The sequence below is a fragment of the Pandoraea sp. SD6-2 genome, from assembly GCF_000389825.1.
Classification (GTDB): Bacteria; Pseudomonadota; Gammaproteobacteria; order Burkholderiales; family Burkholderiaceae; genus Pandoraea; species Pandoraea communis.
On record NZ_KB944445.1, the window covers coordinates 29,486 to 53,570 of the forward strand.

33 protein-coding genes and 1 tRNA gene are annotated in these 24,085 nt (G+C 59.2%); 13 read left to right on the forward strand and 21 right to left on the reverse strand.

The genetic code is table 11. The features are described from left to right. Positions 1 to 263 precede the first annotated feature (263 nt). Positions 264 to 340: transfer RNA gene (locus tag C266_RS13930), tRNA-Pro, on the forward strand. A 112-nt stretch (positions 341 to 452) separates the two neighbouring features. Here the strand turns inward: C266_RS13930 and C266_RS13935 are convergent. The 3 genes from C266_RS13935 to C266_RS13945 all read right to left on the reverse strand — a co-directional run bounded on the left by C266_RS13935 (position 453) and on the right by C266_RS13945 (position 3,174). Then, the gene (locus C266_RS13935; protein WP_036663022.1) at positions 453 to 1,517 is read right to left on the reverse strand and encodes a tyrosine-type recombinase/integrase; all 1,065 of its coding nucleotides are present in this window, start codon (positions 1,515 to 1,517) and stop codon (positions 453 to 455) included. Next, positions 1,514 to 1,753, reverse strand: coding sequence for a DUF4224 domain-containing protein (locus C266_RS13940; protein ID WP_010807581.1), 240 nt, complete (start codon positions 1,751 to 1,753; stop codon positions 1,514 to 1,516). The genes C266_RS13935 and C266_RS13940 overlap by 4 nt, the downstream gene beginning before the upstream one ends. A 365-nt stretch (positions 1,754 to 2,118) precedes the next feature. Then, positions 2,119 to 3,174, reverse strand: coding sequence for a DNA cytosine methyltransferase (locus tag C266_RS13945; RefSeq protein WP_246831188.1), 1,056 nt, complete (start codon positions 3,172 to 3,174; stop codon positions 2,119 to 2,121). Positions 3,175 to 3,268: 94 nt separating this feature from the next. Between C266_RS13945 and C266_RS27475 the strand changes: the two genes are divergently transcribed. Then, positions 3,269 to 3,511 (forward strand): hypothetical protein, encoded by a 243-nt coding sequence (locus tag C266_RS27475; protein ID WP_144265826.1) that lies wholly within the window; start codon positions 3,269 to 3,271, stop codon positions 3,509 to 3,511. 14 nt (positions 3,512 to 3,525) lie between these two features. Here the strand turns inward: C266_RS27475 and C266_RS13955 are convergent, their stop codons facing one another. The 11 genes from C266_RS13955 to C266_RS14005 all read right to left on the reverse strand — a co-directional run bounded on the left by C266_RS13955 (position 3,526) and on the right by C266_RS14005 (position 9,750). Further along, the gene (locus C266_RS13955; RefSeq protein WP_036663024.1) at positions 3,526 to 4,182 is read right to left on the reverse strand and encodes a hypothetical protein; all 657 of its coding nucleotides are present in this window, start codon (positions 4,180 to 4,182) and stop codon (positions 3,526 to 3,528) included. Next, positions 4,179 to 4,886: an HNH endonuclease gene (locus C266_RS26880; RefSeq protein WP_081636287.1), complete on the reverse strand. Its 708-nt coding sequence runs from the start codon at positions 4,884 to 4,886 to the stop codon at positions 4,179 to 4,181. The genes C266_RS13955 and C266_RS26880 overlap by 4 nt, the downstream gene beginning before the upstream one ends. Beyond that, positions 4,883 to 5,353, reverse strand: coding sequence for a hypothetical protein (locus C266_RS13965; protein WP_144265827.1), 471 nt, complete (start codon positions 5,351 to 5,353; stop codon positions 4,883 to 4,885). The genes C266_RS26880 and C266_RS13965 overlap by 4 nt, the downstream gene beginning before the upstream one ends. Positions 5,354 to 5,375: 22 nt before the next feature. Further along, positions 5,376 to 5,945, reverse strand: coding sequence for a hypothetical protein (locus tag C266_RS13970; RefSeq protein WP_010807575.1), 570 nt, complete (start codon positions 5,943 to 5,945; stop codon positions 5,376 to 5,378). Then, positions 5,938 to 6,204 (reverse strand): hypothetical protein, encoded by a 267-nt coding sequence (locus C266_RS13975; protein ID WP_010807574.1) that lies wholly within the window; start codon positions 6,202 to 6,204, stop codon positions 5,938 to 5,940. Before C266_RS13975 ends, C266_RS13970 begins: the two co-directional genes overlap by 8 nt. Continuing rightward, the gene (locus C266_RS13980; protein WP_010807573.1) at positions 6,201 to 6,557 is read right to left on the reverse strand and encodes a hypothetical protein; all 357 of its coding nucleotides are present in this window, start codon (positions 6,555 to 6,557) and stop codon (positions 6,201 to 6,203) included. Before C266_RS13980 ends, C266_RS13975 begins: the two co-directional genes overlap by 4 nt. Beyond that, a complete protein-coding gene (locus tag C266_RS13985) occupies positions 6,554 to 7,909 on the reverse strand; it encodes an RNA-directed DNA polymerase (protein WP_010807572.1) in 1,356 nt (451 codons plus the stop codon). The genes C266_RS13980 and C266_RS13985 overlap by 4 nt, the downstream gene beginning before the upstream one ends. Next, on the reverse strand, positions 7,906 to 8,178 hold the full coding sequence (locus C266_RS13990; RefSeq protein ID WP_144265828.1) for a four helix bundle protein: 273 nt from the start codon (positions 8,176 to 8,178) through the stop codon (positions 7,906 to 7,908). Before C266_RS13990 ends, C266_RS13985 begins: the two co-directional genes overlap by 4 nt. A gap of 128 nt (positions 8,179 to 8,306) precedes the next feature. Continuing rightward, positions 8,307 to 8,762 carry a DUF1566 domain-containing protein gene (locus C266_RS26240; RefSeq protein ID WP_010807570.1) on the reverse strand — a complete coding sequence of 152 codons (456 nt, stop codon included), beginning with the start codon at positions 8,760 to 8,762 and terminating at the stop codon, positions 8,307 to 8,309. Positions 8,763 to 8,803: 41 nt separating this feature from the next. Then, positions 8,804 to 9,271, reverse strand: coding sequence for a hypothetical protein (locus C266_RS14000; protein ID WP_144265829.1), 468 nt, complete (start codon positions 9,269 to 9,271; stop codon positions 8,804 to 8,806). Between the two features lie 92 nt (positions 9,272 to 9,363). Beyond that, positions 9,364 to 9,750: a hypothetical protein gene (locus C266_RS14005; RefSeq protein WP_010807568.1), complete on the reverse strand. Its 387-nt coding sequence runs from the start codon at positions 9,748 to 9,750 to the stop codon at positions 9,364 to 9,366. 32 nt (positions 9,751 to 9,782) lie between these two features. Between C266_RS14005 and C266_RS14010 the strand changes: the two genes are divergently transcribed. After that, on the forward strand, positions 9,783 to 10,475 hold the full coding sequence (locus C266_RS14010; RefSeq protein WP_010807567.1) for a hypothetical protein: 693 nt from the start codon (positions 9,783 to 9,785) through the stop codon (positions 10,473 to 10,475). A 502-nt stretch (positions 10,476 to 10,977) separates the two neighbouring features. Here C266_RS14010 and C266_RS14020 read toward each other — a convergent pair. From C266_RS14020 to C266_RS14045, 6 genes are all read right to left on the reverse strand, one after another. Then, the gene (locus C266_RS14020) at positions 10,978 to 11,871 is read right to left on the reverse strand and encodes a ParB/Srx family N-terminal domain-containing protein (protein ID WP_010807566.1); all 894 of its coding nucleotides are present in this window, start codon (positions 11,869 to 11,871) and stop codon (positions 10,978 to 10,980) included. Next, positions 11,868 to 12,221 carry a hypothetical protein gene (locus C266_RS14025; protein WP_010807565.1) on the reverse strand — a complete coding sequence of 118 codons (354 nt, stop codon included), beginning with the start codon at positions 12,219 to 12,221 and terminating at the stop codon, positions 11,868 to 11,870. The genes C266_RS14020 and C266_RS14025 overlap by 4 nt, the downstream gene beginning before the upstream one ends. A 266-nt stretch (positions 12,222 to 12,487) precedes the next feature. After that, complete coding sequence (locus C266_RS14030; RefSeq protein WP_010807564.1) at positions 12,488 to 12,736, reverse strand: hypothetical protein; 249 nt, start codon at positions 12,734 to 12,736, stop codon at positions 12,488 to 12,490. Between the two features lie 806 nt (positions 12,737 to 13,542). Further along, the gene (locus C266_RS14035; protein WP_246831189.1) at positions 13,543 to 14,250 is read right to left on the reverse strand and encodes a hypothetical protein; all 708 of its coding nucleotides are present in this window, start codon (positions 14,248 to 14,250) and stop codon (positions 13,543 to 13,545) included. A gap of 398 nt (positions 14,251 to 14,648) precedes the next feature. Continuing rightward, positions 14,649 to 15,437 (reverse strand): DUF1828 domain-containing protein, encoded by a 789-nt coding sequence (locus tag C266_RS14040; protein WP_144265830.1) that lies wholly within the window; start codon positions 15,435 to 15,437, stop codon positions 14,649 to 14,651. Between the two features lie 493 nt (positions 15,438 to 15,930). After that, positions 15,931 to 16,662 (reverse strand): LexA family transcriptional regulator, encoded by a 732-nt coding sequence (locus C266_RS14045; protein ID WP_010807562.1) that lies wholly within the window; start codon positions 16,660 to 16,662, stop codon positions 15,931 to 15,933. Between C266_RS14045 and C266_RS26885 the strand changes: the two genes are divergently transcribed. Next, positions 16,661 to 16,963 (forward strand): helix-turn-helix domain-containing protein, encoded by a 303-nt coding sequence (locus C266_RS26885; protein ID WP_010807561.1) that lies wholly within the window; start codon positions 16,661 to 16,663, stop codon positions 16,961 to 16,963. The two genes, C266_RS14045 and C266_RS26885, sit on opposite strands and share 2 nt — an antisense overlap. 144 nt (positions 16,964 to 17,107) lie before the next feature. Here C266_RS26885 and C266_RS14050 read toward each other — a convergent pair whose 3' ends face one another. Next, complete coding sequence (locus tag C266_RS14050) at positions 17,108 to 17,383, reverse strand: hypothetical protein (protein ID WP_010807560.1); 276 nt, start codon at positions 17,381 to 17,383, stop codon at positions 17,108 to 17,110. Positions 17,384 to 17,539: 156 nt separating this feature from the next. On the opposite strand from C266_RS14050, the gene C266_RS14055 reads away from it, so the two are divergent. The 9 genes from C266_RS14055 to C266_RS14105 all read left to right on the forward strand — a co-directional run. Then, entirely contained in the window at positions 17,540 to 17,848 is a 309-nt protein-coding gene (locus tag C266_RS14055; protein ID WP_010807559.1) for a hypothetical protein, read from the forward strand. A 321-nt stretch (positions 17,849 to 18,169) separates the two neighbouring features. Next, complete coding sequence (locus C266_RS14060; protein WP_010807558.1) at positions 18,170 to 18,442, forward strand: helix-turn-helix domain-containing protein; 273 nt, start codon at positions 18,170 to 18,172, stop codon at positions 18,440 to 18,442. A 2-nt stretch (positions 18,443 to 18,444) separates the two neighbouring features. Next, positions 18,445 to 19,488, forward strand: a complete 1,044-nt coding sequence (locus C266_RS26245) for a replication protein (protein ID WP_010807557.1) — start codon at positions 18,445 to 18,447, stop codon at positions 19,486 to 19,488. Next, positions 19,485 to 20,858 (forward strand): replicative DNA helicase, encoded by a 1,374-nt coding sequence (gene dnaB / locus C266_RS14070; protein ID WP_010807556.1) that lies wholly within the window; start codon positions 19,485 to 19,487, stop codon positions 20,856 to 20,858. Before C266_RS26245 ends, dnaB begins: the two co-directional genes overlap by 4 nt. Before the next feature lie 175 nt (positions 20,859 to 21,033). After that, positions 21,034 to 21,363, forward strand: coding sequence for a hypothetical protein (locus C266_RS14075; RefSeq protein WP_036663029.1), 330 nt, complete (start codon positions 21,034 to 21,036; stop codon positions 21,361 to 21,363). Between the two features lie 310 nt (positions 21,364 to 21,673). Further along, entirely contained in the window at positions 21,674 to 22,072 is a 399-nt protein-coding gene (locus C266_RS28415) for a Ref family recombination enhancement nuclease (protein WP_081636288.1), read from the forward strand. Positions 22,073 to 22,262: 190 nt separating this feature from the next. After that, entirely contained in the window at positions 22,263 to 22,640 is a 378-nt protein-coding gene (locus C266_RS26250) for a hypothetical protein (RefSeq protein ID WP_144265831.1), read from the forward strand. A gap of 629 nt (positions 22,641 to 23,269) precedes the next feature. After that, complete coding sequence (locus C266_RS14100) at positions 23,270 to 23,545, forward strand: hypothetical protein (RefSeq protein WP_010807550.1); 276 nt, start codon at positions 23,270 to 23,272, stop codon at positions 23,543 to 23,545. Between the two features lie 7 nt (positions 23,546 to 23,552). Then, a partial coding sequence (locus tag C266_RS14105; RefSeq protein ID WP_010807549.1) for a phage tail protein occupies positions 23,553 to 24,085 on the forward strand: 533 nt, incomplete at its 3' end.

A 24,085-nucleotide genomic window follows, 5' to 3' on the forward strand; every position in this document is an offset into this window, starting at 1 on the left:
GGGAGCCAGATCGGCTTGCGCACTCAGGGCGAGGGCAGCCGGCAGGTTTTCGGCGTCGGCGTGACGCCAGAGAATCAGATTCATTGACACGGGTTCGGACATGGAGAACCTCCCACTATGGCGGGGTTTCGTGGCGCTGGCGTGACCACGGATGAGACATCCATGGAACCTCCATTGTGCCAGCCACCGCCGGGAAAGTGCCTGCGTCGCGTGTGACTATTTGACGCGGCGCGCGGAACCGACTAGAATCTCTCCTCTTTAGTCGGAGCGTAGCGCAGCCTGGTAGCGCATCTGATTTGGGATCAGAGGGTCGTAGGTTCGAATCCTATCGCTCCGACCAAAATGCCCTTGCAGTACAAGTAGTTACGGAGCGCCCCATCGGGGCGTTTTTCGTTTGTCTAATATCCTGTCTAACTGCGTCTAATATCCAGTGCTCATACAGTGCTGGCGATTTATCCAGCTTTCGGCAGGTTCATGCGGATTACGCTCGTCGGCGTCAGCCGGGACTTGAGATAGATTTCGGTCGTCTTGACGTCAGAGTGGGCCGCCGCCACCCTAAGCTGTTCCATCGTGTACCCGGCTCTCTCCGCGTCCGTCAGCGCCTTCGCACGGATGTCCTTGACGGTGTAGACCGCCTCCCCAAGACCCGCCCGCACGCAGGCTCGATCCCACGCGCTCCGCACGGCTGTGGCGCCGTATGGCTTCCCGCTGAGTGAGTGGATGACGTGTTTCCCCTTCACCTTCCCGAAGGTACGAGCCCTCTCCAACACTGCGTCGATCTCCGGCGTGATCGGCCAGTCCACTGCCTCGCCGGTAGAGTCCACCGTCTTCGATGGTTGGAAGTGGATTACTTTCGCCTCGCGATCGATGTCGGCCCACAATAGGTTTCGCACGTCGGTCGATCGCTGCATCGTCAGGTAGCAGAGATCCACGAAACACTGCATCATTTCGCCGCTGCGGACTTCCCGGCCGTTCGCTTCTTTCGCGAGTGCATCTCTGATGGCGATGAAATGGCTGTCGGCAATGTAGACGTCCCGCGCTTTCGGCTTCTTGAGCTTCACCTCACGGCATGGATTGCTCGTCATGTGGCGCTTGAGGATGCACCAGGCGAAAAAGCCGGAAAGAAACGCACGCATCACTCGCTGCATGTGCAGTTTTCCGTCCCAGTTGCCTGTCAAGAATTCAGCCACATACGCGGGGTCTACCTGATCAACGTCGACGTCACGGAATGAAGATTTAACGTATTCCGCATAGTGTGGCCACGCCTTTTCCTTGTGCTTCTTCTTATTCAAATCGACGTAGTCGTCGACAAGGCCAGGGATGTTGCCGGAACCAGTTGCTGACTCGGCTTTCCTCTTCTCGTTGGTCAGGCGTTCAAGCATTGCTGTCTCGCCATCGCTGACGCGGCACAGCTTGACCCAACGATTGGTGCCCGGTTTGAACCAGTAGTAGCTACCGTGCTTCACGTACACGCGGTTTGGCAACCCGTCTGGTGCTTTTCGGCGACGTGCATTCATGCTGCTCGCCTCACCGAATGGAGTGCAGGACGCGCCGGCGGCGCTGACGATGGGAGTACGCCGGCCTTCTTCGCGCTGAGTGCTTCGAACGTAGCCCAGGTCATGATGATGTGTCCATTGGCGCGCGTCACGACGTCTATTCCGAACTGCTTCTTAAACCAAGCGACTTGCGTCGAGCAGCGCTTCTTGCCCGTGATTTCGACCAGGTCATCATCGCTGATCAATCTGCTGTTCATTATCTGCTCCCAGTGCGCTCCGGATGTTTCCCGCGCAAATGCCAAAATGCAAACGGGGACGCGCTAACAAGGGCGTCCCCGCTTTCCAGTCATCAAATCAAGCGCCAACGGCGGCGCTCACGTCTAAATTCCCCAATCTCTCGCAGTAACCCGCAGAATCTCTTTCAGTGCTTCGGCCGTGGCCGGCGGTGCTAGCTTTATCACTCTTTCCTCAAACGCCCGTTTGGTCGGGCCGGGTATTCCTTAGTTTTCCGGCAATCTGGTGCGCATAGACTGTCCTTACCGTGACGCAATGTCGTGCCCTAGCTTCACGGACTCATGGCCCATCCATCGTGATGGGCTTTTTTTCGTGGCCGGGTGGGTGGTCATGCTATTTCCCTGATCGCTTCTCTCGCGCATCGGATGAACTCGGCTGCCGCTTCCGCGTTGATCGCGTTGCCGTAGGCGCGCAGTCGTCCCACTCGCGCGGGAGCCCCATGAGCCAGCGGGAATGTGCCGGGTTCAACTGGCCTCCACTTTCCATCCTGGCATAGGAGCCAATCAGCATCTCGCCAGAAGCCGTTAGTCGGGCAGGCCCGCAGATCGCTGCGAAGTCCTGGAGGCGCTGTTGCACTTTCGTGCCGTCCGGCCGCGTGATCGACATGGCTGAGTCCGGGTTGCCCGTCCGATCGTTGTTGCACGATGGAGTTGGCCAGCCTGACAACACCGCTGCATGATTGAGTGTGATGTTCGGCGTCGTGAACTCCGGCGACGGCTTGCGCAGGGCGTCCGTGCTCGTGGTCGTCGGCCAGCCCGCAAGCCAAGCCACTCGACCGAGCAATGCGTTCAACGGTACGTTCTGACATTCCGCCCCGTCCTTGTGATCGCACGTTGTCGGCGAGCGCCACCCAGTACGTCCGATCTCGGATGTTCGGGGAACCGACGCTCGCAGCCGGGAACGCGAGCGCCCCGAAGGCGTGACCCAGGCTTTCCATGTCATCTTGTACAAGGTCGATCCAAGGATCGACGTCTTTGCTCGCAACTTGCTCTCCAAAGACCGTTGCAGGCATGTGCTCGCGGATGAGATGGAACCAGTGCGGCCAGAGGTGCCGCTCGTCAGCAAACCCAAGTCCTGCGCCTGCCGCGCTGAAAGGTTGGCACGGACAGGAACCGGTCCAAACAGGTCGGTCGTCAGGCCATCCAGCCATGCGCAGGGCATACGACCAGACGCCGATTCCTGCGAAGAAGTGGCACTGTGTGTAGCCTCGGATGTCATCAGGTCGAACATCGCGGATATCTCTCGTGTCGACGTCGCCGGGCGCGATGTGCCCCGCGGCGATGAGGTTGCGGAGCCAGTCAGCGGCATATGGGTCGAGTTCGTTGTAGTAGGCGCCGCGCATATCAGTCGCCCAGAATGATCTGCCCAGTCTCAAACGGGACATCTAGCGACAGTCTTCCGGAATCCGAATATGATGGAAAAACGGCAGCGCATTTCATTGGTTGCCCAATCAGATCTCGAAGCAAAAGGATGCCGATATGGAAAACCCTGCGTTGTATCGTGTGCTGCTCGAGGAGCTTGAGGCGAACGGAGTACCTGCAGCCGATATTCAGGTCTTTGCCAAAAGATGGGCAGCCCTCGGACCGCATGACCGCTTGCTCTGTCCGCTGTGCTACCTTAAAGGACACGAAGCACCTCTTCGCCCACTGCCAGAAGAGGACGGCGAAGATCCCGTGACCTGTGAGCGATGCGAGGCGACGTTCTACGTTCCAATGGAGTGACCGGCAGGAACTCATCACGCCCCCTTAGCGCCGTCGACGCGCTTGAACTCGACCACCCACACCCACGGGTTGGCGTCCCACGAGCCGGGGCCGTTAATGGATTGCCAGAGCAGAGCGAATGCCGCTCGGGCCGAGGTACCAGCTCCCGCGAAACCGGGGACGGAAAACCAACCAGTTGTCTGCTGCTGGATACCCTCGGCAAGTGCATCCTTCTCGCTGATGTCCTGCAAGCGCTCGACGCGCACACCGGTGATATCGAGCGTGATGCGCGAGGCCGAACGCGGCATATGGATGGAAGGGCGCCAAGCGCGATATTTCCCTTCCGGCGATTTCTCGCCGTCAGGCCCATGCGGGTCATCTAAGTAGTCGGCGCGATAGAAGACGAGGCAGTTATCGTCATACGGCCCGAGCGGGTGGTTGCTGTGCTGCCACGTTTCGCGCACGTAGAGCCGATCACCTACCTCCCCATGGGGACACGGATAAGCCCAATCCATCAGGCTTGCGCCATCGAACGCCCAGAAGTGCGTCCGTGGGTCAGGATGATGGAAAGTGAGCACCTCGCGCGTGTGTTGAGGCGGCTGCACCGCAACAGGCCACCGCGTTTGCGTCTTCGAGCCGTCGAGCACGGCGTTGACCATAGGGCCGTTGAAGAGGGTAGGGCGCTCTTTCACGATTTCCGCTCCTCCGCTGCCTGAGAGGCGCGTTTTTCTAGCCGCGCTGATGCATATGCCGAATGCGCTTCTTGCGGCGTGCTGAAATATCCCAGATGGGTTTTTCTTCCCTTCAACCGGATTTCGGCGGCGAAGAGACCGTTCGGCTTGGATACGACGCCACGAAACCCGAGACGATTGTTCGAGCGCGGACGCATCTGGTCAGAACTTTCGATAGAGCCGAAGACAGGATTTAGAACTGCATATTCGCCATGAAGTCGAATCGCGGCCTTGTTGAACTCATGAGCCGCTTCTTCTGGTGTGTCAAAGAACCCCAGATGTGTAACGCCATGGCGCCCGATCTTGGCTTCCCATCTCTGCGCATTTCGGTTGTAAGTGACGCCTCGATATCCAGAGGTGTTATCCACGTGGATGCGATGGTTAATAGCGTTCTCCGAGTTTCCGACTATTCGAAGATTATCGATACGGTTGTTCTGCTTATCCATGTCGATGTGGTCTAGGATGCCGTTCGGCTCTTCTCCGTAATACAAAAGCCACGCGACCCTATGGGCTCGGTAAGTTTTGTCGGCGCACGAGACGTAGAGATGTCCGCAAGGTGCCACGTGCGTTGCGACCTTTCCCGGTCTGACTTTCTTGCGCGTGATTACGCCGGTTTCTGGGTCATAGACGAGCAATCGATTGGCCACTTCAAATGACAGGCTCATTGCTCGTCCCCCTGGCGGGATTGCTTGGCGGCAATGGCGGCGCGGATAGCGGCGCGCGGGTCTTTATGAATCCCGCCGCCAAGCAATCCCGGATGGTGCGGCTGCGTCACGATGTATTCGCCATCGCGCCCGATGACCAACGCGTCGTTGGCGATAAGCCAGTCGAGCAGTTTGGTATCCCCGCCATCCGCCGACAGCGCGGCGCGGTCTTTCACAGCCTCGAGTGCTTGCGCGATGGTGCATTCGCCGAGCCTGATGCCGAAGAAGTCGCACATCTGCTTGAACAGGTAGCGGTTCGTTGGATGGCCGATTTCTTTGGCGTTGACCAGATCATCCCCGCCCGCCTGCTGCGCATCTGCGGCGTGCTCGACCTTCCGAAATCCTTCAGACAGCATTGCGTATCGAGTGTCGCGCCCGCCGTCCGCATAGCCATGCTCGTATTCCTGCTCGCGCTCGCCGCCATTCACGGGCGCGGCGATCTTTGTCGTATCAGACATGATGCTTCCCCTTCGATGCCTCGATAGCGAGGTCTATAGCCACGTCCAGACCGCCCCTCGAACTACGGCGATCCAATCCGATTGCGTCCGGGTCGTCTCCGATGAACTCATCGCGCAGCCAGCGATACCGCGCTGCGTCCTTGTCGATCTCTTGCGCCTTCGCTTTGTGCGCCTCAGACCAGCCTTCGCACCAGCCTTCGTAGCGAATTCGCTCCATGTCCACCGGCTCAGAGGCATTCACGGGCGCGGCGTATTGCGGATTCGCGAGCATCGCCGCGAGCCAGCGCTGCACTTGTTCCTCGGTGATTGTTTCGCCTTCGCAGTGGTCGATGAGGTAACAAGCGAAGATCGACGCCACCGCCTCTTGCCCTGCGCTCTGTGCGGCTGGCGCGGCGGCTGCGGCGAGCGCATCAATCAGTCCCTGTGCGATGAATGTCAGGTCATTCGCCAGCAGCCCTTTTGCTTCCATCCACGCAGGCCCACCGGAGCGCCGCTGCACCTCGGTAATTCGGCCCACGGCTTCGCGGATCGCATCAAACGTCACGGTCTTGAGGTCAGGCATTCTGGTTCTCCTCAGCCGGCTTCGTCGACGTGCCGCAGAACGGGCAGAAGCTGGCGATCATGCTGATTTGCTTCCCGCGCTTATAGCCCTTCGCGTCTGCGGTTACGGTGAATCGGGTGTTCAATGCCATCGACATGCCCGATGCTCCACCGAACAGGAAAGCGATGTCGGCAGATTTGACTTCGACGGGTGCCCCGAGCTTTGACGTCATCATGTCGGTGATCGCTGCTTCGGTTTCTTTCACGCAGTTGCAGTTCATTCGTCGTCTCCGTCTGAATTGCCTTCGAGATCATCGATTTCGGCATCCATGCACCGAAGGCAGCAGCGATAGCTGCCCCAGTAGTAGCCGTCCACTAGTGCCTTTTCGTACCGGTGCAGTTCGCCGACTGCGATCTCGTGCGGCTTCGCGCCGAGCGCCTGACCAAGCCAGCATGCGTGAGGTTTGCGAGCCGTGACGAGCTTCACGGTGCGGCACTTGATGTCGGCCTCCTCGCCCATGAACAGGTCATACGTGAGGTACTCGGCCTCGGTGTGACGGCGAAGCGTTTGCACCGCAGAAGGCGGCGCAGGATCGGAATTCAGCCCTTCGGGGCGGGGGGCGTAGGGGCTCATGCTTTGCTCCTATAGGTTTTGGTGAGAGCGGCGCTGACCGCATGGCCACGGCGCCGTACGACGTTAGCGAGTGCCGCACGATCGTGGTGGCTGTGAGTGGCTTGCCGAAGCAGGCCAAAGTAGCTGTTGGCGGTCTGGTGAACGTCCTCTGGCGCCGCTTCCGCCACGCGCCGAAGTGCCACAGTCATCGTTCGTGGCCGTGTCGTTCGGCGCCATGGCTTCAGGACGTGGCCAACGAAATCGATGCCTCGTGAAGCTGGCTGGAGGATGGTCTTGCTCGGATTCAGGCGCAGATCCAGATCAGCCAATTTGGCTTCGATGCGTTCTCGTGCCCAGTTGAGCCATGCTGCATCCTCATGCAGCAATACGAAGTCATCGACATAGCGGACGTAGTGCGGCGCGCGAATCCGGTGCTTGACGTGCTGGTCAAGGTCATCAAGCAGCACATTGGCAAAGAACTGGCTCGAAAGATTCCCGATCGGCAGTCCATGTGTAGAAGGAGCGTTGAACAGGCTCTTATGTGCGGGCACGCGAGCCAACTCGCGGCGGCTCCCTCGCACCTCGACATTGCTGCGCGGGTCGTGCATCAAGATCGTCTCGGCCAAGGCCATCCACCATGGCTCGAAAACTCGGCGTTGCAGTTGCTCGAGCAAAACCGTCTTGTTGATGCTGACGAAGAAGTTCGCCAAGTCACATTTCAGGTAATTCGTCGGACGGCTCCAGTTCCGACTGATGCTTCGGACTTGGTGCTCTAGCCGTCGCGCCGCGTAGAGTGTTCCGCGCCCCGGGATGCAAGCGCACGAATCGGCGACGAAGCTTGCGTGAAACCGTGGGGCGATGTGGTTGTAGAGGAGGTGATGGACGACTCGGTCGCGAAAACCTGCCGCCCACACCTCGCGCGGCTTTGGCCGCGTTATGACGAAGCAGATGGACCGGCCAGGGCGGTATTCGCCGCTGGCCAGTTCCTCGTGCAAGTCGAATAAATTCCGCTCCACATGCTCTTCGAATGCCTGGGCACTGGTGCTGGTGCGCTTGTTGCGGCGGCAATCGAGGTATGCCTGCACGAGCGGGGCGAACAAGTTGGATTCTGCGGACGGCAACGGCCAGGCCCTCGTAGCTCTTGTGGTTGTTGTTCGTGTTGCCGTTGTTGAGGTTGCAATTCCAAGCGTAGGCAGCGTGCCTGTCGCGCTATGTAGGCTACCGATCCGAAGGTTTTCACCGATCAGGTGGGAAGCTGCACTGGACTCGGCCCGCACGCCGGCGGCGGTATCCTTCATGTGCATGTCGGTGGGCTTGTGACCCAGCGGCGCGACCAGATTCCGGCGCACGGGCATGAGAGCCTTAACTGTCATGCTGCAGGCGCCTTGTTCGCGGACTTGAGCCAGCCGCCAGCCTGCTTGCCAATACTGCCCAGCAACTCGATAGACTCGGCCCACAGCTTTGGCGAGAGGTATCGAGCATCGTGCCCGACGTGCAGCAATACCGTGACGGCGCGCTGCTCGGTCAGCAACCTCTCGATGTACTCGGCGCGCACCTCACGTTTCGAGGCGTTTGCGAGTGCCATCAGGTCGAGCATGTCTACGCAATGCTGGGTGATCTTTTCTCCCAAAATGCGTTTCATGCTTCGTGGCATCTGTTCCTGCACCTTCAAGGCAAGCGACAGCAGTCGAACGCCAGTCCGGTGAATGGGCAGTGACGAGTGCAAGGCCATATGGCGGGGCTCAGTTCGAAAGGATTAAAGGATCGAAATCAGAATCTGCGGACGGCAACGGCCAGGCCCTCGTAGCTCTTGGGGTCGTTGCCCGTGCGGCCGTAGTAGAGGTCGCAAGTCCAAGCGTAGGCAGCGTTCTGTTCGTGCACCTCTCCGGTCCAGAACCAGCCTTCCTTGGGCAGATGCGGCCTGCAGTTCGCGAGCAGTAGGCGGGCTTCGGCAACGGTGGGGCGGCTGTATCCGAGGTTCTTGGCGAACTCGCCAGCGCTATCCCAGGAATGCTCTGCCTCAGGGGAAACGGCGACCAGTGCCAAACGGTGTTTGATCGTGCCGTCCTCGTTGAGAACTTCGCCGGCGTAGTGCTCGCCGGGGCGCAGATCAATTACGGCGGCGGGGATTTCGATTCGCTTCACCTGCGGGGTAGCGAAAGTCGCGATCATTTCGGCCAATTCCGACGTCTTGGCGCGGATCGCTTCCAGCGTGACTTGGGTCATTGTTGGCGGCTCCTAAGCAGCGTGTTGAAAGGATCGAAGAATTAAGCGGTGAGGGGAATCAAGCGGACGGCAACGGCCAGGCCCTCGTAGCTCTTGAGGCGGTTGAACGTGCCGCCGAAATGGAGGTCGCAAACCCAAGCGTAGGCAGCGTCGTCCTCGTCACCGGTGTCGTCACTGAGCAAATCCGCCGTGTAATACCAGCCGCCCTCGGCAAGTTCTTCCTTCGTCGCGCTCAGGCGCAAAAGGTGGAACGCCGAGCGCGTGGGCAACTCTCCGCCAGCTTCACGCGCCCAATCGACACATCCTTGCCAATTGCGTCGTTCGGTCGCCTTGTTCGGCAAAAGGATGACAGCGCAGTGAATGCCGTCTTTGCGCGTGGTCACGCCCCGAAACGTCCCGTCGGCCAACTCGGCGCGCAGCGTTGGCAGAGCTGAGAGGGAAAGAGTTTCGGGGATCGTGGTTGGAATAACGACCTGAGACATGGAGTTCTCCTGAGTGGAATTCGGCATTTGAATGGCTGCCGATAGCCGGAAGAAAAGACGGGCCCCTGTGCGATCTGCCCAAAGTCACGGGGTAACAGGCACAGGCGATCAGGCGGCACTCACTTGACCGTGATGTCGGGAACGATCACCGACGGCTTGAAGGTCACTGCGTAGTGATAGACGCTGGCCTTGGCCGGTTCGAGTTGCTCGATGAAGTAGGTGACGTTGTCGGACAGGCCGAGGAAATGCTTCTTGTACTCGTTCGGCCCGACCTTGCAGACGATGGCCAGCTTCGTCGACGTACTGTCGTTGTCGCGCGAGCAAAGCCCTTCAATGGTCAGCATGTATTCGCCGGTGATGCCGTTGTAGAAGACGATTCGGCGGTTAATCTCAAAGTTGTCTGCGGCCTTCGAGAGGTTGTGCGAGGCGACGCGGGCGTCGTCAGAGCAGGCGGAAAGGGCGAGCGCCATCACGACGGCGCCGAGAGAGGCGAGAAGTTTGGTCATGCTAGGATTCCTGAAAAATTACGGGGAAAGCGATGATCGAGACTTGGAAGGCGTGGGTGATGCTTGCCTTTGGTGTGCTGGTAGGTGCCGTTCTGATCTACGTATGGCCCTGGCCCTTGATCTTCGTCGCAGCGCGTAAAGACTGGGTCGAGGTCACCGCAGCATTCGGCACGGTAGGTGCGACGATCGCAGCCGTCGTGATCGCGATACGGTCGGAATCGAAGTCTCGGAGACAGGGCGAAACGCGCGCGAGCATAGTTGCGGTGATGCTTTCGCCTAAGGTGCGAGCGGCCGCAGACCTCGCGCAAGGTGCTGCCGTTACGATGGCGTTTCGTGACGCTGACGGTTCGATATACCCGGGAAGGATGTACTCGGACCTTTCGCGCGATTTGAGGCGCGCCGCTTTTAATGTCACATCGGAAGAGCTTGCATGGCTGTCGGAACTCGGGGGCGGATACGCCTTCCAGCTCGCACGCGGAGTCGGGCTCCTGGAAACGGTGAGGGCCGAGCTAGACGCATATCCCGATGAAGTCACATTCATCCGACAGACGATTGGACATGTGTTGACGACTCTGGATCGCTGGCGCGCCTCGTTGACGGAGGCTGATCGATTGCTCACCGCTGTGGATAGACGGTGCAAACGCGAGGTCGCACGGATGGTTCGCGTTCCGTCCAACGCAGAGCACTACGGTGAACCGGGGTTTGAATTTCCCGACAAACAGTAGTCTCGCCACATGACCCATCCTCTTCGCGTATGAAATCCCCAGTTGCGCTTCCACGGCCCCATGATGAATAGGGACCAGGCTTCGCCGCCTACAGGGATTTCGAGTCGGTGTCGGTCGGTGGCTCGTCGGAACACAATTGAGCCGGGACCACGCCAGACGCGGCGATATCCGCGCAGAAGTGTCGTTTCTGGCCGAGAGTCAAGGCGAGCGGGCTGACACTGGTCAGTCGGCATGATTTCCCAGTAGCCGCCGCGCAGGACAATCGAGACGTTCCACCACGGGTGATCGTGGAGATCGCGTCCGGCATCGCTTCGAAAAGTGCGATGGACGCGGGCACCCCAACTCGTGTCCCGCCGTCCATTCTCGGCGGCGCTTGCGTCGTGGCCGCGTGGCTTCTTGACCCACCAGCGCTGCATATAGCCGTGAAGGTCAAAGTAGGGCGTCCGCTGTGCGCGAGCGATGATCGCGGTGGCGATGAACTTCGGTATCCAGATGCGCATAATCAGGCTCCTGGGGCGGCGCTAATGTCCGAGTGCGCGGAGAGAAGCTCGCGCAGGGCCTTGGCGCTCACAGAAACCTGAAAGTCAGTTTCGCTCTTCGTGATCGCGACGCGTTGAGCCTCGGGCAGCATTGCGACGAAAGAGCCGACGCGCTCCACGTACGTGCTGACGACCTTGCGGGGGTAAGACTTCCCTTTGATCGATCCCGCTGTGACCTTCTTCTTGCCACCTGCCGAAGCCTTTTCCAACTCGCCGGACAGGAAGGCACCAGCCTGTTCGCCGTACTGTCGGACGGCGTCAGCGGCAACCGATGTCGAGGTCTTTCCGGCGAACACCAGGCGGTGAACATCCGAGTTCGCGCCTGCCAGCACGAGCATCTTTCCGACCCATTGGGGCGATACGTGGTCACTCTCGGCGATTCTCGCGTTGTCCCAGCCAAACCGACTCAGGCGCTGATAGCCGAACGCCTTTTCAAGCGGGTGAAGCTGTCGGTTCTTGTTACTCGACAGGATGCGAAGGGTTCGGTCGGCGTCGTTACCGTCGAATGCATCGATCCGTACCATCAACTCGCCAACCTTGTCGCGGAGCGGTGCGCCCGCAGCGTCGGCGCGGCCGATAGCGGCATGGCGACGATGACCGTCAACTAGCCACACGCCACCTTCGGCCCGAGGCCGAACCTCAAGCGCTGGATACTGCCCGCCGGCCATGATGTGGCGAAAGAGGCTTTCGTCATCCTCTTTCGCGGCCGCGAGCGCGTCGCCTTCCAGAAGGTCAAGCGAAGCGCGCAGGTTGAAGCCGGGTTCGACGTGAATATCCTCGTAGCGGATCTTCATTGCGTCCGCGCGGCGGATTTCCTTGTCGTTGATCTTCTGTTTGAAGGACGGTACGGCGGTCATTTGTTTCCTCGTTCGCGGTCGACGGCGGTACGGATGTGTTCTCGGAATCCCTTGGAAGGGTGTCCGCCGTATGGGTAGTGGGATTCAATGTGACGCCAGCGCTCGGCGTCTTCTTCGGTGTCGTCGCGGCGCTGTGCGTCGGTCTTGATGTAGAAGGCGAGGGCGGCGAGCAGGACAGGCGCGTGTGCTTCCAGTGCCTGGGAGAGCGCTTGTTGCGCCTCGATTTCTTCGTGATATCTGGCGGAGCCGACGAGTGCCGGACGCCACGTTCGCCCCTGACGCTTATTGACGAGATGGCGCAGGGTTTCCCAAGCTCGCTTTGCTGCCGCCCTATTCGGGGCATTGCTCATACTTCGTGGATCCACCTGACGTAGAGGCACACGACCACGAGAACGGCCCAGATCGACCAGGCCGCAGGCTGATGAGCGCGGATCCACTTGTCGGCGCCGTTGACTGCACGAATGAGAAGGCGATCAAGCATGGAGCGCCTCAGTGAGAAGCGTCGCGATAGCCGAGGCGGTACGCGAGATCGGTAGAGCAGCAAGGACGGCCGCACTTGGAGTCATTCCAACCGGTTTGGTACTGGCGAATCTCTGCTGCAAACATGTTGACCTCCTCAGTTGATGCGAATGGTTGCGGCTTTGGTTAGGAAGCTGGAGCAGACGGCGCCTGTGACCTGCACCCCAGTCGGGCCGGTGGCTGTGAATGCGGTGGAGAAGTCATCGTTATCGCCGCAGCCATAGAAGCTGTAGCCGTCGATGTGAATGTCGGTGTAACCGGCGCCTGTGAGAGCCCGCCGCGCCGTATCGGAATCGGTGCAGGCTGAGAGAAGGGCGAGCAAAGCCGCGAGCGCGACGAGTCTCATGGGAAACCTCATTTGAAGTGGGAGGGGACGCCGTGGCAGAACACCGGGGCGATGCGGCTTTAACCATGTCCGCCATGGGCCTGTGAGCGGTCAGGCTCGCTCTGCTGCGGTGAAGAGGGTGGCCGGTGCTGAACTGCATCCGGCATTGCACGTACTTCAAGAGGCGGGACTCGAACCCGCAGTGCTTTCGCCGCGTCGTGCGCGCAGCCGCCGTTGATCCGGCGACGGGTCTCCGATTCGCTTATCCGCTTTCGCGGGCCGGGACCGGGGTTTACCAATTCCCCCACTCGTGCGCATCAGCCTGCGCATTCACCCTCAAGAGAGCAGACCCGAGATCCTGATCAGATCGGGGAAGGGGGATACGGGCTATTAACGTCGCCGCGCCGACGCGGGTCTGCTCACTTGAAGGTGCTCGGGCTTCCACCGAGCGCCAGCCTGGGATAACGCGGCTGTCTACCCCTCAAATCCGGACGTCCGCCCACTGGGGCACGTTTCACGGCTTTGGGCGCTTCGTTTGAAGGTGGCCGGCGGCTCTCTCCGGCTTGCCTGCTCACCCAGTCGGCAGGCTCGCGGCATTCAGGTGCGGGTCACCCGTCCACCGGTCAACGAATCGCCACTTCGTAATCACCCTCAAGAAAAAGAGCGGTATTTTCCATACCCGCAGGTAGGGGCGCGACCGACGATTCGCGTATCCCCCGGCAGCAGTCAATTTTGCTCACGCCGCGCTCTTTCTTGAAGGTGCCGCACTCTGGCGGCCATCACGCCTGCATCATCGGGGGCGTTCCCTCGCCGGGGAGGTGTTCAGTTCAGTCTTCGTAATCCTTCGGATCGTAGCCGATAAGCTCGCACGCGAAGCCGCGCCAGAACGCTTTCTGATCGTCGGTCTGGTCGCGCCACAACGGCGCCTCGTTGCTTTCTATAACTTCGCCACCCAACAGAGCGAACATGCCGCAGTTGCTGCCGATGTCTTCGTCGGCGTACTTCACGTCGATTCGGTCATCCGGAAATTTCTTCGAGAGGCCGATATACACAGGCATCGGGCATGACCACGCCGTCTCAAACGATGCGGTGCCGGCGACAACATCAGCCGACGACTCGCAGGCATTCCATTTCGTCCCCCAGCGCTCGCGTGCGAAGCCCATCCGCTCGAAAAAGCCGCACTTGCGGTGATTGCGAAGCATCTGGATGAACTGCTCGAAAGCTTCGTCATTGAGATCCTTCAGGCTAGCATTCGCTCGATTCGCTGCTTCGAGCCGCGCGATCACTGGGTGATCCGAAAGCGGCCGGCGAACCACAATTTCGGCAAGCTGCTCGGCTGCCATGCTGACGCTATCCCACGGAAATTCACCGGGGAATGCTTCAATCAGCGAAAAATCGATAGCGTCGTTGACATTCAGCATCGAAGCGATGACGTGGCTCGGTGCCACGACCTTGTTCGTCACCCAATTCGGCATGATTTCTCTCCTCGTGTATATGGCGCGGCTCTCGGAAGAAAGCCGCCTCAGATACAGCATTTGGACGCAGCGCCCCGGACTACTCCCGACTGAGTCGGCTCCCGGCGGCGCTGCATCTCTTCAATCCAATCGACGTTCTATAGCCACGCGAGCAGCCAGGCGGCGCTTGGATAGCCTCCGGTCTTTGTCTCAGGGGTAGAGGGTTCCGCCCTGCGCCTAGCCGCGCCCGCGCAGTGCGGACGCCATCGGCGTGTTCTATCGGTAACTGAGTTTTTAAGGAGCGCCCCAACCAGCGGGCGGGCAGCGATGTGTGCTGCGTTGGAACTGAGTATAGAAAAACTGCACATCAAAGGTCAAGATAAACTGTACAAGTACGGCGAAAATGTACCTATTGGTTTTTCGATTTGATAGTGACTTGGAATTTGGGCAACAAAAAACCCGCCGGAGCGGGTTAGATTTCATGCAGCTTGGAGACGGTGCCTTATTTTTCGTTCTAGGGCGTCCGTTGCGTCAATGGAATCTACCATGTCGTTTGACGCATTCATCAGTCTGCGCAAATCGCCGCTCCCAATTTCGGACGCATTCTGAAACACGACGACTGAATTAAAGCGGGGCACATGTTGCTGGAGGTGCTGAAGCACGATGGTTGCAAGACGTGCGCGATCTTTTGAAGGAATGCCGAACACAAACAGCGGCTCCTGAGCCCCAGAAATGAAAAAGTCTACTGGGTAATCTTCGGCAGCAGGCACATTGGGAACCTGGTATTCCCTTAGAACTCTGTCTGGCCCAGCAATTCGAACAAGATGTGACTGCAAGTCATCGAAGAATGTGGACGCTACACGGCTTCGAGTCCACGACTTGATGTCGTTTACGCGCAAGATCGCCTGGCCATATCGCAAGAGCGAATGACCGAGATCACCTTCAGATGATTCAGCTACAACTTGCCCGCTTTCATCGTCGAGTCGTGCGCCGTATTCTGCTAGCATCTTGTCGACTAGAACACGCCGAGGCCCGCGCAATGCAGTGGAGACATCCGAGTCGTACGACAGGCGCATTATCGTCGCGCCGGAATCTTCGAGTCTCCATCCGCCGAGCGTTTGTTTTAGCCAGACGGTCACGAAATCGCCATCCGGTTCTGTGAGTGGCATCGACAGGCGAACGGAATCGCCGTCCAGACCTACATCCAGATCGGAGCACCAAGACTCGCAGAGAAGGCGGCGTATCGTCGCTGGGGCTTCGGCAAGCACGTCAAATATTCAATGGTTGTTGGTTGGGGCTACTTGGACTCGGAATGCCACAATCGCGTAGGAGACAATCAAGTGCCGTATCGACCGAATTGTACCGTTCGATCGGCTCGGCATAGCCGTCGGGATCGTTGCCTGCCAAAATATATCTTTGAGTGGCGATATGACGGTGATAAACCGGTGGCACGACGTTGCGTTCGATGACGTTCCTATGGGAATGATACGCGCCGTTGTACCGAAGTAATACAAGCGTTTTTTCGGAGGGAAAAACTCTGGCAAGACCGACTGAAAAAACTGAGTCTCTGGAAGCCGACACTCGAACGAATATCCGATAGCACTCTTCCGGGTCCCGTTGGGCAACCAGTTGATAGTTCTTTTCCCTGTGACCACCCTTCGTCACCCATCTAGCAGTCGGGTTGAGGATGGACTTAGGCGTCGTTCGCATATCGTCTAGATCTGCGTCTGAAAATTCCCCGAATGCCATAGACATATTGATTTATCGAAGCATGTTTTCCCGCCGCTCGATGCACACCCCAATGATGTGGAGGTGGTCACGCTCACTATGTAGCGTCGGGTAGTCGTCGTTCAGTGGGACAAGCTCAAACACTTCGTTGCCGCGCTCGTCCAGCCCACGAGGCCGATACTTCTTGAAAGTCGCCTCCTCGCTGGTGTTCTTCGCCACCACGAACTGGCCTGGCTTGGGACTCAATTCTGGGTCCACGATTGCCAGATCACCCTCATAGAACCGCGGCTCCATCGAATTGCCTCGAATCCTCAACGCGAATGTCCGCGCGGAGCACGGCATCGATACCTCGATGATCTCGAAGCCGCCTCCCAACGAAAACGGGTCGACGACCTCGACCATCAGCCCGGCTTGCACGTAGCTGATTACGGGCACCCGTCGTAATGGGGCGCCTGTACTGACAAACTCGACGTTTGCATGAGCGAGTCGCTCGATCCCGGGTATTGCTATGGCGTAGCCAGTTATCCGCGCAATTTCTTTGATTTGTCCAAAGCTCGGTTCATGCCGTCCGTTTTCCCAACCGGACACATTGCTCTTTGTCTTCCCAAGTTGTTCCGCCAGTTGCTCCTGAGTGAGTTTGGCGGCTTCGCGACTTGCGCGTATCCACTGGCCAATATTCATGCAGCGAGTGTAGAGAAAATCTTTACTGGGGAGGTTTATAAATTCTTGACTTTTGTTGTGCAGAATTTCTATACTTCGATGCATGGATAAACCTCTCGACAAAGCGATCCGGATTGTCGGATCAGCGACCAAGCTTGCGACCGTTCTTGGCGTGACCAAGAGCGCAGTCGGGCAATGGGGCGAAGAAGGCCGACGAGTGCCTGCTGAACACTGCCCTGGAATTGAACATGCGACGGGACATCAGGTGCTTTGCGAGGAGCTTCGGCCGGACATCGACTGGCTCGTGGTACGCGCGCGCCTCCGACCGAGCGCCGACGCTGCAAGAGACAGCGCGGGCGCAAAACTTGAGTGTGTTGGGGGCGGCGCTTCTGGAGATGGCGAATGAGCCTTACCAAATGGATCGTGTCTCTGTTTTGGAAAGGCAACAGCGCGACGGCGACGCAGTTGCCTGCGCAGCGTGTCAACGAGTGGCAGAGCGACATGCTGGCGGCGGTCGCTAATGCCACCGGAAGTGATTGGAAAGAGATCGTTAGCCAGCGTCGCGCGGAACTGCGCGCCATCCGAAAATTCTCTCGACGGCAGCGTCGAAGCCATGCAAGTAGGCGTCGGATTGGCTCCCTGAATACAAGGTTTTGGCGCTCGTATCGTTGAGTCGGCTTTCGAGTTCGGTCATTACTTGACCGTGGTTCGGAAGTGATTGCACAACGACCTTCAGCGCTATGAATAGGGCATCGGATCGGGCCCGCAAAAAGTCCGCTTCGGACTCTGATTTTTGGACAGCGTTCTTGAAGTCCTGTTCGTTCATGAGCACTCCTAGATTGAGTGAACTGGTTGTGTGGAAACACCATTCTCGCATGACGGTGAGTGCTCATCTTTATCTCGCAGGGCGTGTTTGACATGCCTTGCATCGTAGGTTGTTGGACGTGCAACAGCACGCAACTTGTATTGAGGGAGATTGATCATGGCTGAACGGCCAAATATTGAGCGGGCCTTGCGCCTTCTACTTTCCGGCGATGAGCGGAAAGCTGCGATGGAGGTTCTGGGATGGGACGCATCGCAAGTTTCGCGCTTCCTGTCGGGACAGAATGGCATCCCCATAGACAAGCTCGATGCCGTTATTGGGCTGACTGGATTCGTCATGGTGACGCCCCGGTATCTCGATGCTTTGGCCTCCATGGCCGAGACCGGCGTGAGCTGCCGTTGCGCCCGCGAGGGCGGTGGCGAATGCGGATTTGAACGGCGGGTGAAGGTTTTGCCGCGAGCGGCGTGAGGCAGCGATGAGAGAGGTTATGCGTAACGTTCGGGTTCCGGCACCGTACGTAATGAACGTGTCGAGGTCGGCTGCCGAGGCTCATGCCGATAGCAGAGAAGTGATTGAACCCATTCATTCCAAGCTGGCGCCGCCTGCCATCTGTATTTCGTGCGGCTCGCGGCGTCAGACCAACGGCGAAATGCCCTGCGAACACTGAGGTGAACGGATGAGTCTGCTTGTCTCGGATTGGATCGCCTTGACGGTCATTGCGGCGGTTCTTGTGCCGACTGTGCTTATGTTCGCCCCGCGCGGTAACCAAAGAGACCAGGAGTCCACTGAATGAGCTTCCACCGCGTCAATCAAGCATGGGGCGTCGAGCTCCGTCACACCGAGAAAATCGTGCTTCTCGCGCTGAGCCACCACGCCGTCATGTCGACGGGCGAATCGTCGCCGAAGGTCAGCCGCCTGGCGCGTGACTGCGGCATGTCGGAATCGGCGGTGCGCGAGTCCATCAAGGCGCTGGAAGCTGCGGGGCATATCGCTACCGTTCCTGTTCGCCGCGGCGTGACGCTCTTTCGGGTACTTGGTGCCCAGAACGGTTCTCGGGCCTAACGATGGCGCAAGCGGCACAGGTGATCCAGTTCCCGGAGGCTAAGGCCCCTCAACTTGAGGATGGCTACTTGCGGATTGCGAACGAGTTGCGGCGTGCGATTACTTGGGCGCGGCTTACCGCTTACCAGCGCTGCATCCTCGACGTCGTAATGGCGCAGACCTACGGGTTCAACAAACTCTCCGACGACATTGCTCGCACGAAGTTTGAGGACGAGACCGGTATCGATGCTTCGGACGTCCGCCGCACGATAAAGCAGTTGGTCGAGATGAACATCATCACCCGTACGGAAGGGCGCTACGCGTACACATATGGCGTGAACAAGCGCCACGCCACATGGGTTCTGCCTGAAGCGCGGAAGCTAGTGAACAAGCCGGGATTTGAGGAGGGGGATCACCCCCCAATAGGAGGGGATTCCCCCCGAAATGAGGGGGGGAATCCCCCTGTTACGGGAGGGGAATCACCCCCCTCAAAAGACAACCCCAAAAGACAAGACCAAAAGACAACTTCAAAAGAAACCCTTTCGCGCTCGCTTCGCGAACGCTTTGAGATTTTTTGGGCCGGGTATCCGAAACGGAAATCCAAGAAGGCCGCTGAGAAGGCGTTCGCAAAGCTCAACCCTGACGAGCAGCTCTTTACCGACCTAATGGCCGGTTTGGGGCGGGCCAAGAAATCGGGGCAGTGGGCAAACCCGCAGTACATCCCGCACGCAGCAACGTGGTTGAACGCTGGCGGCTGGATGGACGAAATTCAGTCCGCATACACCGATGCCGAACTGGCCGTGATCCGAGGCTTCAACGAAGTGCTCGGGGAGCATGTCGGCAGGGTCGATGAGGCCGTGTTTGTGGAGGAGCGGGCAGGCGCGATTCGGGCATTGATCACCCTTGGCGCCGAGAAACGCCAGAACCCGGAGATGTGGCGCGACTACTTCCCGTGGGTCAAAGCGAACGTCGACATGCCACCCAAGGCGTCATTCGATTGGCTCATCAGCCCGAAGGGGTTCAGTAACGTGATCGGCGGCCAGCACAACAAGGCAGACAAGCGATGAGCGACAACGACCTGCGTCACATCGTCGAGGCGACCGAATCGGAGCAATCTGTACTCGGCGCGCTACTGATCGACAATCAAGCGATCGACAGCATTACCGACCTCAAGCCGTCGCACTTCTACCGAGGCGACCACGCACTGATTTTCAAGGTCATCGGCGAAATGCTCGCGGCAAACGAGCCTGCGGACGTTATCACGGTCAACGAGCGTCTCCAGTCGGTCGGCAAGGCCGAGTACGCCGGCGGACTCAAGTACCTGAACGACCTGGCAACGAATACGCCGAGCAGCGCGAACATCGCCCGCTACGCTGGCATCGTCATTGATCGAAGCACTCGCCGTGCGTTGAGTGCCGCCGGATCTCGGATGCAGGAGATGGCACTCAGCCCGAACGGCGCCACCGCTGGCGAACTGGTTGACCGCGCTCAGGCGGAAGTCGAGCGCCTCGCCGAAGGCCGCGCCGCCCCCGCGCCGGTGTTGGCATCGGAGGGGCTGTCTCACTTCCTCGTCGCGATGGAGCGGCGGCTTGACGGCGAAATCACTGCAACGCGCACAGGCTTTGATGCGCTTGACGACAAGATCGCAGGAGGCTTGAAAGACGGTGACCTGATCATCGTTGCGGCACGCCCATCGATGGGCAAAACGGCGTTCTCGCTGAACGTAGCTTCCAACGTCGCAGAGAGTGAGCCGACGCTGTTTCTTTCGATGGAAATGCCGACCGAGCAGTTGCACTCGCGGATGATGGCGCGGCACGCAGGCGTCAACTACGGTCATTTGGTCGAGCCGAAGAAGCTGACGGACTTCGAGTGGGGGCAACTCCCTGCTGGCATTTCCCGAATCGAGAACCTGTCGCTGTATTTCGACGATCAGCCGGCGCTTTCGCTTCTCGACATTCGGAGCAAAGCACGCAGCATCAAGCGTCGTCACGGGCTGGGTCTGATCGTGGTCGATTACCTCAGCCTGATGTCGGGCGGCAAAGGGGACAACCGCACACAGGAAATCGGCAGCTACTCCCGCGGTTTGAAGGCGCTTGCGAAAGAGTTGAGCGTGCCCGTCATCGCTCTTGCGCAGCTCAACCGTGATCTAGAAAAGCGGCCAAACAAGCGACCGACAATGTCGGACCTGCGGGACTCGGGTGAGATTGAGCAGGACGCTGACACGATCCTGTTCCTGTATCGGGACGAAGTCTATCACCCTGATTCGCCCGACCGCGGCATCTGCGAAGTGATCATCGGAAAGCAGCGCAACGGGCCCCTGGGGCATGTGGCCCTTGGCTTCCAAGGAGAGTTTCAGCGCTTCTCGAATCTGGAGGCCGGCGTTTCGTTCGGGCACCGGGAAGACGCAGCCCGAGCGCCGGGCCGGGCAACGTTTTGAGGCAGGGCGATTGCTGGCGGCGCTTCGAGGAAGCGGCAAGGGCGGCGCTTGCAGGGCACGGCAACGTGGCTAGAGCCTATCTCGCAGCGGTGCGGCGGCGCTGCGGAGACGCTGTAGCGGAAAGGCAGGAAAAGGAATTGCGGGCGTACATAGCCCACCTACGGGAGAAAGGTAAGTGACGCGTACGAAGGAAAGTCAGTTGGAGCGGGCGTTCGCTCTACATTGCCGTGCGCACAAGGTTGTTGAGCCGGTGCGTGAGCATCGATTCGCGCCGCCGCGCAGGTGGCGTTTCGACTTCGCTTGGCCTGAACAAATGGTTGCGGCGGAGGTGGAGGGTGGGATCTGGACAGGTGGTCGTCACACTCGCGGTAGCGGGTTCCAGGCTGACGCTGAGAAGTACAACGCGGCGGCGCTGGCCGGATGGCGCGTGTTCCGCTTCACCGCTGGCATGGTTTCTAGCGGCGCCGCTATCTCGACGATTCAAAAAGCGCTGGAGGCTATATGAAGCACGACATTCTTGAGTGCATGGATCGAGGTGTCTGGTACTGCGTAGAAACTCTGTCCTCGCTCACTGGGTACGCGCAGCGCGGGACTCGCGAGACATGCTTGCTGCTGGTAGGCGAGGGTTTACTTGATATGGAGACGCTCAACGAGAAGCGCAGATTCCGTCTTGCGATGACGAGACGTGCGTCACGGCAGCCGGACTACGCCTGTGTGCCGACGAAGCCGACGGGCCCGTATCGTCCGCGCTGGTCGCCGATGCGCACGTACGACCGCGACGTGCGCTCCCACCAACGACTCTGTGAGGAAGTGAGATGAGTTGGGGACGCAAGGTGCCATTGCGGAGCGGAGGGCAGATTAAGCGTTCGGCCTTCAAAAAGTCTCGTCGTCCGCGCGCCAAGAAGGCCGAGCGAGAGCATTTGGGGATTGTGGCAGGGCTGTGCTGCATCGTATGCCGCAATCTTGGATTCGGCGAGAGCCCTGCAGAGGTGCATCACGTCCGATTTCTTGCGGGAGGTGGTCAACGCGCAGGCCACACTCAGACTATCCCACTTTGCCCACTTCATCATCGATTGGGCGGGTATGGAGTCGCCTTCCACGCCGGCCCCGGTGAGTTCCAACGGCGCTATGGGAGTGAGGAGCAACTACTCGAGCAAACGTCGCGTGAGGTGGCGCGCGCCATATTCGCGGCGGTATTACCGGAGATCGCCTGATGGCTGCTCTACCGGCGTACTGCTATCAGGATCCCGCAAAGGTCATCGAAATCGAGGAGAGCAAGACATGCCAGGGATGCATACACAAACTGCGGCTTTGGGGAGTGGAATATTGCGCCAAGGAGCAAACGAAGCCGGGAGCGCGGTATATGCGCCGGTGCGTGTTCTACGATGATGGGAGGTCCGAGGAATGAGCGTTCCCAAATGGGTAGAAAGCGAAATCAGGAACTGGGCGCGGTGGTGCCATGCAGGTTCCCTTCCACATCCGATCCCGCCGGATCATTGTCAGTCGATCGAGTGCCGCTATGTGGCGGGCGAAGCGCTTTGCGAGCCGGATGAGAAGCTTGAGCCTATTTTCGAAGAGCGGGCTCAGGTCGTACAGCGTGTATATGACGCAATGCCCTATATCGAGCGCAAGGTGATGCAGGCCGAATATCTCTCGCCGTGGAGGTATGACCGGATCCACAAGGGGGTGGCCGGGGCCGCGCGAAAGATTGGGGTGTCTGTTTCCGGCTACGAGAGCGTGCTGGCGGTTGGGCAAAAAAAGGTGAGGAGGGCGTTCTCTTGAAATACTCGCGCGAAGTCATGGAGTGCATGGCACATCACCCAGGTCGTTGGTTTCCCATGAATGAGCTGGTTAATTACGTTCGAAGTCGAGCGCCTGGGCCGGAGCGCTCTGCCGTGCATCGAGGCGTTTTGAGGGTGCTTCATGCCCTCCATGAGTGCGGCTCCATATCGATTCGCGCGCCTCGTTGTGATCGAGGGGCGGGCGCTCTGTATAAGTGGCGCGGCTAAAAGTGCGACACGCGGTCTTTGAAAAGCACGACAGGATGTGAGACATTTGTTCCGGGACAGTGCGTCCAACGAAACCCGCCAGGTGAAAGCCGGCGGGTTTTTGTTTTCGGCGTTCTCATCAAACCCGCAGACTGCCGGCGAGGCTGGCCAAGCGAGTCCAAGCGACGAACGGGTTGGCGGGTTTGATGAGGGTGATCGCGCAACCACAGCGTAGCCCGCCGTATGGAACCGAGGCGGCAGAAAGCAAGTATCGGTACCCCGGCGTCTAAGCGTTCCGCCATTTGCAAATAAGACGCAGCCGGAGTTGGGGCCGGCCATCCTCGATCCGTCTCCTCGCCGCTTCGAAAGAGCGGCATTGCCCGCCGCCGTTTCCGGCGCGGGCTTTTTATTTTCTGAGTCCACATGGCGCGCCCATCAAAGAACATCGACGCCGACGCCTTGCTCGGCGAGATCGCATTTGTGCGCTCTGCCATTTGGCATAACGGGAATCGTCGCGTCGCCGCCCTTATATCTGCTGCAACCACTGACACTGCGCTGCTGCCCGAGGGGGCGATCGCGTTGGTATCTGTCACAGCATTCCCGCCGGGTGCGCCTTCGCGCATCCTCATCGATGTCCCGCTTTATGCGCGAGCGCCCGCCGAAGGCGTGTTCCCGGCCGCTTGGCTGAAACGTGGGTGAGACCGCAATGCTCAGTCTGAATGTGCGCGCGGATGTCAGAGGCATCACGGCCGACCTGTCAAGGTATCTGGGTGAAGAGAAGAAGGCCGTCGTCCGAGCGCTGAACAAGACAGCGAATCAGGCAAGAACCGAGGCCTCGAAAGAGGTTCGATCCGTCGGCTACAACATCAAGGCGAGCGCGATAAAGAAATCGTTTGCCATAAAGCGCGCCTCTGCCGGCAACTTGGTTGTCACACTCAAGGCGACTGGGCGGCCGATCGGCTTGATCAACTACGGCGCGCGCCAAGGTGGCGGCGGTGTGAGCGTGCAGGTCAAGTCGGGTCGTAAGGTCTTGAAACACGCGTTCATTGCGAGTATGCCCAACGGGCACCGAGGCGTGTTCGAGCGGACTGGCAAGGGACATAAGAAGGTGGTGCGCAACGGCAAGGTCATGCGATCGGGCTTGCCGATCAAAGAGCTATTCGGGCCGTCGATTCCGCAGTCGCTCGCAAATGATGCCGTCGAGAAAGCCGTCATGGCGAAGATCCGGCAGAAGTTCCC